This is a genomic window from Bacillus sp. FSL K6-0069, assembly GCF_038007785.1.
Lineage (GTDB): Bacteria > Bacillota > Bacilli > Bacillales > Bacillaceae_G > Bacillus_A > Bacillus_A mobilis.
The window spans coordinates 4,884,159-4,898,295 of the sequence record NZ_JBBOXN010000001.1 but is presented as its reverse complement, the minus strand read 5'-3'; the positions used below and the strand labels follow the sequence as shown (position 1 = coordinate 4,898,295).

13 protein-coding genes and 1 other RNA gene are annotated in these 14,137 nt (G+C 37.4%); 13 read left to right on the top strand and 1 reads right to left on the bottom strand.

The genetic code is table 11. The annotated features are described in order from the left end of the window. Positions 1 to 3: 3 nt before the first annotated feature. Positions 4 to 1,299, top strand: a complete 1,296-nt coding sequence (gene eno / locus MHB74_RS25340) for a phosphopyruvate hydratase (protein WP_000103948.1) — start codon at positions 4 to 6, stop codon at positions 1,297 to 1,299. A gap of 51 nt (positions 1,300 to 1,350) precedes the next feature. Here eno and MHB74_RS25335 read toward each other — a convergent pair whose 3' ends face one another. Beyond that, a complete protein-coding gene (locus MHB74_RS25335; RefSeq protein WP_061679290.1) occupies positions 1,351 to 2,301 on the bottom strand; it encodes a nucleoside hydrolase in 951 nt (316 codons plus the stop codon). 275 nt (positions 2,302 to 2,576) lie between these two features. On the opposite strand from MHB74_RS25335, the gene MHB74_RS25330 reads away from it, so the two are divergent. The 12 genes from MHB74_RS25330 to MHB74_RS25275 all read left to right on the top strand — a co-directional run bounded on the left by MHB74_RS25330 (position 2,577) and on the right by MHB74_RS25275 (position 14,029). Next, positions 2,577 to 2,945, top strand: a complete 369-nt coding sequence (locus MHB74_RS25330) for a CidA/LrgA family holin-like protein (protein WP_000673220.1) — start codon at positions 2,577 to 2,579, stop codon at positions 2,943 to 2,945. Then, a complete protein-coding gene (locus tag MHB74_RS25325; protein ID WP_000078299.1) occupies positions 2,942 to 3,634 on the top strand; it encodes an LrgB family protein in 693 nt (230 codons plus the stop codon). The genes MHB74_RS25330 and MHB74_RS25325 overlap by 4 nt, the downstream gene beginning before the upstream one ends. Before the next feature lie 94 nt (positions 3,635 to 3,728). Continuing rightward, positions 3,729 to 3,962 (top strand): preprotein translocase subunit SecG, encoded by a 234-nt coding sequence (gene secG / locus MHB74_RS25320; RefSeq protein WP_000557263.1) that lies wholly within the window; start codon positions 3,729 to 3,731, stop codon positions 3,960 to 3,962. 162 nt (positions 3,963 to 4,124) lie between these two features. Then, a complete protein-coding gene (gene estA, locus MHB74_RS25315; RefSeq protein WP_161940854.1) occupies positions 4,125 to 4,865 on the top strand; it encodes a carboxylesterase in 741 nt (246 codons plus the stop codon). Positions 4,866 to 5,010: 145 nt separating this feature from the next. Beyond that, on the top strand, positions 5,011 to 7,443 hold the full coding sequence (gene rnr, locus MHB74_RS25310; RefSeq protein ID WP_061679288.1) for a ribonuclease R: 2,433 nt from the start codon (positions 5,011 to 5,013) through the stop codon (positions 7,441 to 7,443). Between the two features lie 371 nt (positions 7,444 to 7,814). After that, a complete protein-coding gene (gene smpB / locus MHB74_RS25305) occupies positions 7,815 to 8,282 on the top strand; it encodes an SsrA-binding protein (RefSeq protein WP_001123922.1) in 468 nt (155 codons plus the stop codon). 126 nt (positions 8,283 to 8,408) lie between these two features. Next, positions 8,409 to 8,763: a transfer-messenger RNA gene (ssrA, locus tag MHB74_RS25300) on the top strand. Between the two features lie 374 nt (positions 8,764 to 9,137). Further along, the gene (locus MHB74_RS25295; RefSeq protein ID WP_061679287.1) at positions 9,138 to 9,815 is read left to right on the top strand and encodes a response regulator transcription factor; all 678 of its coding nucleotides are present in this window, start codon (positions 9,138 to 9,140) and stop codon (positions 9,813 to 9,815) included. A 354-nt stretch (positions 9,816 to 10,169) separates the two neighbouring features. After that, positions 10,170 to 11,183, top strand: a complete 1,014-nt coding sequence (locus tag MHB74_RS25290; protein ID WP_061679286.1) for a siderophore ABC transporter substrate-binding protein — start codon at positions 10,170 to 10,172, stop codon at positions 11,181 to 11,183. A 19-nt stretch (positions 11,184 to 11,202) separates the two neighbouring features. Then, entirely contained in the window at positions 11,203 to 12,219 is a 1,017-nt protein-coding gene (locus tag MHB74_RS25285) for an ABC transporter permease (RefSeq protein ID WP_061679285.1), read from the top strand. Next, positions 12,216 to 13,280, top strand: a complete 1,065-nt coding sequence (locus tag MHB74_RS25280; protein WP_061679284.1) for an iron chelate uptake ABC transporter family permease subunit — start codon at positions 12,216 to 12,218, stop codon at positions 13,278 to 13,280. Before MHB74_RS25285 ends, MHB74_RS25280 begins: the two co-directional genes overlap by 4 nt. After that, on the top strand, positions 13,277 to 14,029 hold the full coding sequence (locus MHB74_RS25275) for an iron ABC transporter ATP-binding protein (protein WP_046955601.1): 753 nt from the start codon (positions 13,277 to 13,279) through the stop codon (positions 14,027 to 14,029). Before MHB74_RS25280 ends, MHB74_RS25275 begins: the two co-directional genes overlap by 4 nt. Positions 14,030 to 14,137 lie beyond the last annotated feature (108 nt).

The following is a 14,137-nucleotide window of genomic DNA, read 5'->3' as shown; positions in this document are numbered from 1 at the left end:
ATTATGTCAACAATTATTGATGTTTATGCTCGCGAAGTCCTTGACTCTCGTGGTAACCCAACTGTAGAAGTAGAAGTTTACACAGAAAGCGGCGCTTTCGGACGCGCTATCGTACCAAGTGGTGCATCTACTGGTGAGCACGAAGCAGTAGAATTACGTGACGGTGACAAATCTCGTTACCTTGGTAAAGGTGTTCTAAATGCAGTAAACAACGTTAACGAAGCAATCGCTCCAGAAATCGTTGGTTTCGACGTAACTGACCAAGCTGGTATCGACCGTGCTATGATCGAATTAGATGGCACTCCAAACAAAGGTAAACTAGGCGCTAACGCTATCCTTGGTGTATCTATGGCAGTAGCTCACGCAGCAGCTGACTTCGTAGGTCTTCCATTATACCGTTACCTTGGTGGATTCAATGCAAAACAATTACCAACTCCAATGATGAACATCATCAACGGTGGTTCTCACGCTGATAACAACGTAGACTTCCAAGAGTTCATGATCTTACCAGTTGGTGCTCCAACATTCAAAGAATCAATCCGTATGGGTGCTGAAGTATTCCATGCACTTAAAGCTGTATTACATGACAAAGGTCTTAACACTGCAGTAGGTGACGAAGGTGGATTCGCTCCAAACCTTGGTTCTAACCGTGAAGCATTAGAAGTAATCATCGAAGCTATCGAAAAAGCTGGTTACAAAGCTGGCGAGAACGTATTCTTAGGAATGGACGTTGCTTCTTCTGAGTTCTACAACAAAGAAACTGGTAAATATGACCTTGCAGGCGAAGGCCGTACTGGCTTAACTTCTGCAGAAATGGTTGATTTCTACGAAGAGCTTTGCAAAGACTTCCCAATCATCTCTATCGAAGATGGTTTAGACGAAAACGACTGGGATGGTCACAAATTATTAACTGAGCGTATCGGTGATAAAGTACAATTAGTTGGTGACGACTTATTCGTAACTAACACACAAAAACTTGCTGAAGGTATCGAAAAAGGTATCTCTAACTCAATCTTAATTAAAGTTAACCAAATCGGTACTTTAACTGAGACTTTCGAAGCTATCGAAATGGCTAAACGTGCTGGTTACACAGCAGTTGTATCTCACCGTTCTGGTGAAACTGAAGATGCTACAATCGCTGACATCGCAGTTGCAACTAACGCTGGCCAAATCAAAACTGGTTCTATGAGCCGTACTGACCGTATTGCTAAGTACAACCAATTATTACGCATCGAAGACGAACTAGGCGAAATCGCTGTTTACGATGGTATCAAATCTTTCTACAACATCAAACGATAATTGTAGAAAATAACGACAGACCGTGAGAAATCACGGTCTGTTTTTTTATGCTTAAAATTGCTCACCTGTCATAAGTGACATGAAATGTTTAAAGAAACGGTTATAGTCAAAATCGATTGCGATCTGATGACTCGGCCAATCAGTAAATGGTTTGGATTCTCCTAAAGAGCGAAATTCTCCAATGCTTGCTCCTTGTGCATAGGATTCCGTCATGACAACGATAGGTGATTTATGATACGTAAACATAGAGTTATCAAGTAAAGCGAGTATTGGCATTGTGTCATGAAAGGGGCTTCCTTTTAAATCTGGTAGGGCATTTTTATAATATCCGTAGTAATAATGATCGAATAACGGTTTGACAATTGGGGCTTTTCCTTTTGCTTCAATGTATTCAGCCATTTCTGGTGTAATAACAGAATATTGGGTGACGTTTAACGGGTATATATACATGTTAGCTGTGGATTGAAGGACTATATTAGCGGCAGTAGGATCTCCATAAAAGTTCGCTTCTGAAATAGGGGTAACATTACCAGGATGTAAAAAGGCACCGCCCATTACGTAGTAAGATTTAATTTGCTTCATTAGCTGTTTACATAGGATGAATAAAATTGCGAGGGAGGTAAGTCTTCCTAAACTTACAATGATTAATTCATCTTTATATTGCTCAATAAGAGGGATAACTTCAAAAAAATTCTCCATTTCGCCGTTAGTCACATTGCCCTTTGGAATAATTGGACCGAGCCCTTGTTTCCCGTGTACATCCGTAAAAAAAGCAGGAGGAGCACCAGTAAGCGGTTGTTCTGAACCACCAAATACTTTAATATTTCTATTCTTTGTTTCGTGCTTAAGAAAATGAGCATTTTGTACAGCCATTTCTTTTGGAACATTGCCGTAATCAGCAACAATGCCGATTATTTCTATTTCATCGATAAAGAATGCTAAGAGGAGGGCCATCGCATCATCAATCCCAGGATCACAAAAAATAAGAACTTTTTTGGGCATATGTTCACCACCTATCTTACTTATGTATATGTAAGCTTAAGGATAAAAAGATTATTTTATTGAAATAACAACCTTTTAAATTCAGAAAATAAAAACTTTTTATATTAGGTCAAGGTTTTTGACTTAATTTTTACATAGAAATTCAGTCATATCAAGGTTGTAAGCGTCTAACATAGGCTGTTTTTGCTGCCGAATTGATAAATTGCAGCTTTTTACAATTTATACTATGATAAAGATATTAAGAGAAGATCGTATAAACATGAGGGATGATGAACATGAAATTTACAAAGATTCTTGTCCAAATTGCTGCTCTTTACGTTTTTTATATGGTTGGAACTTGGGTACAAGAAATGTTAAATATTCCAATTCCAGGAAGTTTGATTGGAATGTTCCTCTTACTTGTTTTACTTAGCCTAAAAGTTCTTCCAGTGAAATGGTTCGATTTAGGAGCAGAAACACTTGTTGCTATTATGCCGTTTTTATTAATTCCGCCAACGCTTGGCCTAATGAATTACGGTGCTTTTTTTATGAGTAAAGGAATTTCTCTTTTCATTACAATTGTAGCGAGTACATTTTTAATTATTATTGTCGCAGGACATACAGGACAATATCTTGCGAATAGAAAGGAAAGAGAGTCGCGATGAGCCAAATATTAATCGGAATTGGTTGGGTTCTTTTTACGGTGCTATTATACCAATTATCTAAAAAAATCTATAAATTATTTCCAACACCATTCACCATTCCAATGCTTGTAGCAACAGGATTAATGGCTTTCTTATTTATTATGCTTGATATACCATATCAACATTATATGGAAAGTGGTGGCGGCTGGATTGCAAAACTACTGGGACCCGGTGTTGTAGCATTTGCAATTCCTCTTTATAAACAACGTCACGTTCTTCAAAAGTATGTTGTACCGATTGCTGGTGGCGTATTAGTAGGTACAACAGTTGCCATTGCGAGTGATTTTGCTATTGCATCACTTATGGGAACGGATAAAAGCTTAATTTTATCTTCTTTACCAAAATCGGTGACAATGCCAGTTGCAATGAGTGTTTCAGAGCAAGTTGGTGGTGTACCGTCATTAACAGCAGCTTTCGTTGTTATCGCAGGTATTACTGGAACGATTACCGGCCCGCTTTTATTAAAATGGAGCCGTGTTACAAACTCAGTTGGTAAAGGTATCGGATTTGGATGTGCTTCTCATATTATGGGCGTCATGAGAGCAATGAAAAATAATGAACATGAAGGTGTTATTGGATCGGTAACAATGACATTAACAGCAATTTTGACATGTTTGCTCGGGCCATTATTTGCAATGATGTTTATGTAATAGAAGAAAAGCGAGAGCTACTCTATAGCTCTCGCTTTTCTATAGAATTTATGCTACAGTTAAAATAACTGAATCTTTGTAGGAGGTACGCCAAGTGCATACGTTATTATCCGTTTTACTTATTATTGTATCGATTTTAATGATTGTTATGGTACTTATGCAGTCTAGTAATAGCTCAGGCCTTTCAGGTGCAATTTCAGGCGGTGCAGAGCAATTATTTGGTAAGCAAAAAGCACGTGGAATTGAAGCAGTATTAAACCGTATTACAATTGTTTTAGCTGTTCTATTCTTCGTATTAACAATTGCTGTTACGTACTTAAATTTATAGAATTGAAAGAAGAAGCGTTAGTAAGTTGTACTAATGGTTCTTCTTTTTTTGTTTTGCCATTTGAAAGATGTTTCTAATTAGATTATAGAAATATAAATATGGTACACTAAGATATAGAAAGAATACGACTAGATTACAGAAGAGAAAGAGGAGAAGTACATGATGAAATTAGCATCTCCGAAACCATTTACATTTGAGGGTGGAGACCGCGCTGTTTTATTACTACATGGTTTCACAGGCAACTCAGCTGATGTACGTATGTTAGGGCGTTTCTTAGAAAAGAAAGGCTACACTTGTCATGCGCCAATTTTTAAAGGGCACGGTGTACCACCAGAAGAGCTTGTTCATACAGGTCCTGAAGATTGGTGGCAAGACGTAATGGAGGCATATCAGCTTCTAAAAGATAAAGGCTTTGAGAAAATTGCTGTTGCTGGACTATCACTTGGCGGCGTATTTTCTTTAAAATTAGGTTATACAGTACCGGTTTTAGGTGTAGTACCAATGTGTGCACCAATGTATATTAAGAGTGAAGAAACGATGTACCAAGGTATATTGGCATATGCCCGCGAATATAAAAAACGTGAGCAAAAATCACCAGAGCAAATCGAACAAGAAATGTTGGAATTCCAACAGACACCGATGAATACATTAAAAGCATTACAACAATTAATTGCTGACGTACGTAACAATGTGGATATGATTTATGCACCGACATTTGTTGTACAAGCACGTCATGATGAAATGATTAATACAGATAGTGCTAACATTATTTATAACGGTGTAGAATCTACGTTAAAAGACATTAAATGGTATGAAGACTCTACGCATGTCATTACACTTGATAAGCAACGTGACGAGCTACATGAGGATGTATATAACTTCTTGGAGCAACTAGATTGGTAAGATCTAGTTGCCTCTTTTTTTCATAAGGGAATTTTTTATGAAAGCTGTAAAAAAATCATTGGGAGATGATTGAAGTTTCGCTTTATACATCCCCCATCTTTCGGATACACTAAATAATATAAGGGTTTAAAGGAGGTATTTCTGCTTGGAAGAAATCATACAAGAACATATTGATAAGTTGTTATTATTTATGAGAGAAGAAGCGTATAAACCGCTAACGATACAAGAGTTAGAAGAGGCATTTGGAATTGAAGGTTCTGAGGGCTTTAAAGATTTTGTAAAGGCACTTGTAACGATGGAAGAGAAGGGACTTGTTATTCGTACTCGTAGCAACCGTTACGGTCTTCCTGAAAAGATGAATTTAGTACGTGGTAAATTAATTGGACATGCACGTGGATTTGCATTCGTTGTACCAGACGAAAAGAAAACGGGAGATGATGATCTTTTTATCCCGCCTACAGAGTTAAACGGTGCACTTCATGGCGATACAGTATTAGCGCGTGTTAGCGCACAATCAAGTGGATCACGCCAAGAAGGTTCGATTGTACGTATTTTAGAGCGCGGCACGAAAGAACTAGTTGGTACATACACAGAATCGAAAAACTTTGGATTTGTTATACCTGACAATAAGCGCTGGACGAGTGATATCTTTATCTTGAAAAGTGCATCAATGGGTGCTGTAGAAGGCCATAAAGTAGTTGTGAAAATTACGAGCTATCCAGAGAATCGTTTAAGTGCAGAAGGTGAAGTTATTCAAATTCTAGGTCATAAAAATGATCCAGGAGTAGATATTTTATCTGTCATTCATAAACATCATTTACCTTTAGCATTCCCTGAGGAAGTGATGGAGCATGCAAACAGTGTACCAGAAACGATTTCAGAAGAAGATTTAAAAGATCGTCGTGACCTGCGTGACCAAATGATCGTAACGATTGACGGTGCAGACGCGAAAGATTTAGATGACGCTGTTACAGTAACGAAGCTTGAGAACGGTAATTACAAGCTTGGCGTTCATATTGCGGATGTAAGTCATTACGTTCAAGAAGGTTCTCCAATTGATGTAGAAGCAGCGGAGAGAGCGACGAGTGTCTATCTTGTTGACCGTGTAATTCCGATGATTCCGCATCGTCTATCTAACGGTATTTGTTCGTTAAATCCGAAAGTAGACCGTCTGACGTTATCTTGTGAAATGGAAATCAACAACTTAGGTGACGTTGTAAAGCACGAGATTTTCCAAAGTGTGATTAAAACGACAGAGCGTATGACGTATGCTGACGTAAGAAGCATTTTAGAAGATGAGGACGAGGAGTTAATCAAACGTTATGAGCCGCTCGTACCGATGTTTAAAGAGATGGGTCAATTAGCGCAAATCCTACGTGAAAAACGTATGCGCCGCGGTGCAATCGATTTTGACTTTAAAGAAGCGAAAGTATTAGTAGATGAAGAAGGAAAACCGACAGATGTTGTCATGCGCGATCGTTCTGTATCAGAGAAGTTAATTGAAGAATTTATGCTTGTTGCGAACGAAACAGTAGCAGAGCACTTCCACTGGATGAACGTACCATTCATGTATCGTGTCCATGAAGATCCGAAAGAAGATAAGCTTGAGCGTTTCTTCGAGTTTGTAACGAACTTCGGATATGCAGTAAAAGGACGTGCGAATGAAATACATCCTCGTGCGCTGCAACAAATTCTTGAAATGGTTCAAGGGCAGCCGGAAGAAGTAGTTATTTCAACAGTAATGCTTCGTTCAATGAAGCAAGCGCGTTACGATGCGGATAGCTTAGGACATTTCGGTTTATCAACTGAGTTCTACACGCATTTCACATCACCAATTCGTCGTTACCCAGATACGATTGTTCATAGATTAATTCGTGAATACATCATTAACGGTAAAGTCGACCATGAAACACAAGCAAAATGGCGCGAAAACTTACCTGAGATTGCAGAGCACTCTTCTAATATGGAACGCCGTGCTGTTGAAGCAGAACGTGAAACAGATGAAATGAAAAAAGCAGAGTATATGGTTGATAAAGTTGGCGAAGAGTATGACGGTATGATTAGCTCTGTAACAAACTTCGGTTTATTCGTAGAGCTTCCAAATACAATTGAAGGTCTTGTACATGTTAGCTACTTAACGGATGATTACTACCGTTATGACGAGAAACATTTCGCAATGATCGGAGAACGTACAGGTAACGTATTCCGCATCGGAGACGAAATTACAATTCGCGTTATTAACGTAAACAAAGACGAGCGTGCAATCGACTTTGAAATCGTTGGCATGAAAGGTACACCTCGTCGTAAGTTCAAAGATCGCCCAGTCGTTATCGAACAGCCAAGAACAGGCAGAAAGAAACGCGGTGGACGTAGCGAGCGCAGTAATGAGCGCGGCGGAGAACGTGGTACAGGTAGAAAATTTGACCGTGGTGGCAAAGGAAAAGGCACAGGAAAAGGAAGAGGATCAGCATCCGCATCCGCTAGCCAGCCAGGGAAAAAAGACGGTAATGGCAAGAAGAAAAAAGCATTCTTCGAAAACGTACCAGGATTCAAGAAGAAAAAGAAAAAGCGTAAGTAAGAAAAAGAGGGCTTCGCTTTTATAAAAAGCGAGGCTTTTTCTTTTTTCTTGGTGGTTTGAGAGCGAGCCACTTTCGCTTTTTAATGGAATCCAGCTACAGTGGCTAGAATCTATTGGCCATTTCACTCCCTCGGACGAAGCAAAAAGCGCTTCTCTGTCGGGAGTTCCAATGTCCAAAGATTCTGAGTGAGCCACTTTCGCTTTTGTATAATCCAGCTACAGTGGCTAGAATGTTCGGCGGCTTCGCTTCTTCCAAGGGAGGCAAAGAGCGCCTCAAGGTCAGAAGCTCCATCCACCTCACATTCTGAGCGAGCCACTTTCGCTTTTTATTAACATTTGTTACAATAGTAAAAATAGAGGAGGGACGTTATATGCCAAAGGGTACAGGTAAGGTTATTGCACAAAATAAAAAAGCTTTTCATGATTATTTCATCGAAGAAACATACGAAGCAGGGCTTGTCCTTCAAGGAACGGAAATTAAGTCGATTCGTGCTGGACGCGTGAACTTGAAAGATGCATTTGCTCGTGTACATAATGGTGAAGTATGGGTTCATAATATGCATATTAGTACATATGAGCAAGGGAATCGTTTCAACCATGATCCGCTTCGCACAAGAAAGTTACTTCTTCATAAAAAAGAAATTGAGAAGTTAACGGGTGCTTCAAAAGAAACAGGCTATGCATTAGTTCCAGTTAGAATTTATTTGAAAAATGGATTCGCGAAAATGGCACTTGGTTTAGCAAAAGGTAAAAAGCAATATGATAAGCGTAACGATTTAAAAGAGAAAGAAGCTAAACGTGAAATTGCACGCGCGTTCCGTGATCGTCAAAAGATGTAATACAGATATTTACATTTGTAAAACGGCGCGCGTATGATATAATAACTTATGTAAGATTGTTGCACATTGAAAAACAGCTCTTAGTAGCTATCACGATATTTTCTTCGTATGCTCCATTTTTATCATGGGGACGTTACGGATTCGACAGGGATAGTTCGAGCTTAGGTTGCGAGTCGAGGGGATCGGCCTCGTTAAAACGTCAAAGCCTATAATTGGCAAACAAAACAATCTTTCTTTAGCTGCTTAATTGCACTAAAGGTTCCTCCCTCCATCGTCCATGTGGTAGGGTAAGGGACTCAAACTAAGTGGACTACGCCGGAGTTCGCCGTCTGAGGGCGAAGGAAGAGAACAATCAGACTAGCAACTTGGAAGCCTGTCGATAGGCCGAAGAGTTCGCGAAATGCTAATATATCGACTACACTCGTAGAAGCTTAAGTGCCGATATTTTTGGACGTGGGTTCGACTCCCACCGTCTCCACCAATACATAACTGTTTGGTGGTTTTTTATTTTGTAGGATATGAACCATAACTTTGCCAGATTGGCGGGGGTATGGTTCTTTTTGTTTTCTGGGTTTATAAAATGCTTAAGTTGATAGAGGTGGGGCGGTATCCTTGAAACTTAAACGGAAGGAATAGTTATTGCTGATAAGCAGATAGATACTATAGATGCCCTTAATGATTAAATAATATGTATTTAAATCTTCATATCCTTTGTGTTTCTATTCATATCTATTGTAAGATTATATAGTGTTCTCCTAATAAGCTGTTATAATGGCTTTTTTAGGAATTTAATATTTATAAATCTTAAATTATTTTTATCTAACTAAGTTATATTGAAATAGAGGTGAACCATAGGTGAAGCAGGTGTTAGTAATTAAAAATGAACGGTCTTTAGCGAAGAAAATCGTAAGCGGTCTAACGCAAGAAGGCTCTTTCATTTTAAAACTTCACAATGAAAACCAAGGTTTAAATATAGTATATGAACAATATTGGGATATTATCATATTGGATTGGGACTCATTAAGTATATCGGGACCAGAAATTTGCAGACAAATACGACTTGTTAAAACGACACCGATCATTATTGTGACTGATAACACTTCTAGCAAGGATTGCATAGCAGGGTTGCAAGCAGGAGCAGATGATTATATAAGAAAACCATTTGTAAAAGAAGAATTAGTAGCAAGGGTTCAAGCAATCTTAAGGAGAACTGACTGTAACCAGCAAAATGAGATAAGCTTTTTTCAGTTTAAAGATCTCTTTGTTGATGCATCTAGCAATATTGTGAAAAAAGGTGGTAAAAACCTCTCGCTTACGAAGCGTGAGTATGATTTACTTGTATTTTTAATCAAGAATAAAAATACAATATTGAGCCGTGAAATGCTTTTGAATCAGGTTTGGGGATATAACGTAGTAGTAAATCCGAATGTAGTAGACTTATATATTGGGTATGTAAGAAAAAAGTTAAAGTGTGAGAAGAAAGACAGATATATTCAAACGATACATGGCAGAGGCTATTCAATGGTTGAATAATAAAATAGTTTCTGTGAAATATGAAAAGACGGAAACCCTAAAAAGAAGATTGCTATCAGGGAATGGTCATTTTTTTGCAATAGAAATCATGGTTTATATAGTGCTAATCTATTGGTTAGTACGTGTGGGGGATGGATCTGGTGCGCATTAATTGAGACCGTATCTAATTTATTTTTAATTTTATTAACTCACACCATTCACAAGATTTTCACAGAATTAATGACTATACTTATTAACAGGATATTCAAATGAAAATGATTATCAATAGCAATTTAGATACATGAAAGTTACTATCTAATTCAATCTATGGACGTCATCATTTTCGAACTAAATTACATAATAAGGAGTATACGTATGAAAAAAACTATGCTTTTAAAATTAGTAAGTATTCTAGCGATTTTCACTTTAATGTTAGTAGCTTGCTCAGATTCAGGTAAGGAAACTTCGAAAGCTAATAAAGGTGATAGTAGTGATAAGCCAAAAACGGTTGAAATCACTGATGCTCATGGAACTGTTAAAGTCCCTGTAAATCCAAAGAATGTAGTTGCTTTAGATAATAGAACTTTTGAAACTTTAGCTGATTGGGGAATTAAATTAGCGGCTGCTCCAAAGGATATCATGCCTGCAGATTCAGCATATAAAAAGGATGATTCAGTTAAAAATATCGGGAATCACCGCGAACCAAATCTTGAAATCATTGCAGCGGCAAACCCTGAACTTGTAATCGTTGGTCAAAGATTTGCTGATCATTACGAAGAAATCAAAAAATTAGTGCCAAAAGCAGCTGTTATTGATCTTAATTTTGATGTTTCTGAGAAATCTACTACGCCTGGAAAAAATTTAGTAGATGGACTTAAAAATTCTACAACTACTCTAGGAAAAATCTTTGATAAAGATAAAGAAGCTAAACAATTAGTAGCTGATTTTGATAAATCTATTGAAAAAGCAAAATCTGCTTATAACGGAAAAGATAAAGTTATGAGTGTTATCGTTACTGGTGGGAATATTGGTTTTGCTGCTCCACATTCTGGTCGTGTTTGGGGACCGATGTATGAAATTTTCGGTTGGACTCCAGCATTAGAAGTGTCTAATTCTACTGCAGGTCATAAAGGTGATGACGTTTCTGTTGAAGCTATCGCACAAACAAATCCTGATTGGCTGTTCGTATTAGATCGTGATGCTGCAACATCTGATGCAGCTAAGTCAACACCTGCTAAGGATGTTATTTCTAAATCACCAGCTCTTCAAAACACAACTGCTGTTTCTAAAAAACAAGTTGTTTATGCACCAGAAGATACTTACACAAATGAATCAATTCAGACTTATGTAGAGTTATTTGGAAATCTTGCAAAAACTTTAGCTAAGTAGTGTAAAGGGGTACGAAACAGTGTCAAAAAATATGATTTCTAGGGTTGAGAATATTTCTCAACCCCAGTTTTATAATCACAATAAAATATGGACAAAACCTTTTATAATAGCGGTTATAGTTGTTATAATTTTAGGGATTATATCACTGTTTACTGGAGTTTATGATATACGTGGACAAGAGGACGGAATGGAGATGTTTTTCATCACTCGTGTTCCGAGAACTGTTGCATTAATGCTTACTGGAGCTGCGATGGCGATGGCAGGACTCGTAATGCAACTCATTACACAGAATCGTTTTGTTGAACCTACTACAACGGGTACTATTGAATGGTCAGGCTTAGGCCTGCTTTTTGTGTATTTACTATTTCCTGCCCCGACTTTAGTTCAAAGAATGACTGGTGCAATCATTTTTTCTTTTATAGGAACTATGATTTTCTTTCTATTTTTAAGAAGAGTTAAGCTTCGTTCGTCTTTAATTGTCCCGATTATTGGATTGATGCTTGGAGCAGTTATTTCTGCAGTGTCTACTTTTTTGGGACTTCTTTTTCAAATGACACAAAGTATTGAAACTTGGTTCGTAGGTTCATTTGCTAACATTCAGGTGGGAAGGTATGAATATTTATGGCTGATTGTTATCATTACTTTGCTTATTTTTATGTATGCGAATAGATTGACTCTAGCTGGACTAGGAGAAGATGTCGCAACAAGCCTTGGCGTTAATTACAATAGAATTGTTCTTTTTGGGACTGCTCTTATCTCCGTTGCAGTTGGAATTGTTGCAGCTGTTATTGGACACTTACCTTTCTTAGGATTAATTGTGCCAAATATTGTTTCCATGTTTAGAGGTGATGATCTTAGAAGTAATTTACCTTGGGTTTGTGTGATTGGAATGGGGACAATAACTGCCTGTGACATTATTTCTCGAACAATTATAAAGCCTTTTGAAGTCCCTGTTTCTTTAATACTTGCAACAGTGGGAGCGGTCGTGTTTATTACTATTCTATTGAGACAAAGAAAACCAAGGAGGCTGCGATGATCACATTAGAATATAAAAATAAAGAAAATGTCGAAATCGATTCTAGCCTTCATAATGCAAGTAGATCAGCTAGTGCTTTTCGTTCCAAGAAGGAAGCAAGACGTTATTGGATTTTACTCGTAGCATTGATTGCTTTAGGTCTCCTTTCTTCATATGGACTTTTAGTTTATAACAACCCAGTTCCGATAGATTCACCTTCTTTTATCCCAGTTGTTAAGAGAAGAATAGTAGCGATTGTCGCAATGATTATTGCAGCAGTTTGCCATAGCTTATCGACAGTTGCGTTCCAATCTATTACGAATAATAAGATTATTACTCCTTCACTTTTAGGTTTCGAATCACTTTATTCGGCAATTCAAACGAGTACAATATTCTTCTTTGGTGCTAGTGCGTTAATAAACTTTAATGGAATTGGATCATTTTTATTTCAAGTTGTTGTGATGGTCTTCATGAGTTTGATACTTTATGGATGGTTACTTTCCGGTAAATACGGGAATTTACAACTTATGCTTTTAGTTGGAATTATTATTGGTACCGGGCTAAATTCTGTGTCAACTTTCATGAGAAAACTACTTGCGCCTTCAGAATTTGATATTTTACAAGCGAGATTATTTGGTTCTGTTAATCATGCAGACCCTGCATATTTTCCTATTGTAATTCCTATGATCATAATTGTAGCAGTATTAATTTTTGCTCATTCTAAGAAGTTGAATGTTTTGTCACTAGGGAAGGATGTTGCTACTTCCTTTGGGGTTAAATATCAACCTAGTGTAATTTATACGCTTGTACTAGTTGCTATTTTGATGTCCATCTCAACTGCTCTAATTGGACCCCTTACGTTCTATGGTTTTTTAGTGGCAACTTTGAGTTATCAAGCGGCGTCAACTTATGATCATAGATATATTTTTCCAATGGCTTTTGCTATAGGATTTTTAATAATGACGAGTGCATACTTTTTAATGTATCATGTATTCCATGCTCAAGGTGTAGTTTCAGTTATTATTGAATTATTTGGTGGAATCATATTCTTAACTATAGTTTTAAGGAAGAGGGCTTTATGATAAAAATCGATAATGTTAAAAAGTTCTATACCGATAAGGTGAAAATAGGACCTTTGGATATTGAAATACCAAAAGCAGGCTTTACTTCTTTAATTGGACCAAATGGCGCTGGAAAGTCTACGACACTTTTGATGATTGGAAGACTTTTAGATATGGATGAAGGTCAAATTCAAGTAGCGAATATGGATGTTTCTGAATCCAAATCAAAAGACTTAGCAAAAATCCTGACTATATTGCGACAAGAAAATCATTTTGTAACGAGGCTCACTGTTAGACAATTAGTTGGATTTGGGCGCTTTCCTTATTCAAAGGGTAGATTAACTAAAGAAGATGAGGTTATCATTTCTAAATATATCGATTTCTTAGATTTAACTAGTTTAGAGAATAGATATTTAGATGAGCTTTCTGGTGGTCAAAGACAAAGGGCATATGTAGCGATGGTATTGTGCCAAGAGACTGAATATGTGCTATTGGACGAGCCTCTGAACAATCTTGATGTTGCGCGTTCTGTTCAAATGATGGAGCATTTAAGACGTGCGGCTAATGAGTTTGGAAGAACAATTTTGACTGTTATGCATGACATCAATTTTGCGGCTAAATACTCTGATAAAATTTGTGCTATGAAAGATGGACAAATTGCTGCTTTTGGAACAGTAGAAGAGGTTATGGACCCAACACTTTTGACAGATATTTTTGAAACAAAAATTGAAATTATTAAAGGTCCTTATGGGCCAATCGCTGTTTATTAATGAATAAAATATTCCTCCAATTGAAATAAAAGTTTCAATTGGAGGAACAACATTATACCCAACTGCTAGTATTAGTCATTAGGTATAAAAAAGCGCCCTGTAAGCAGG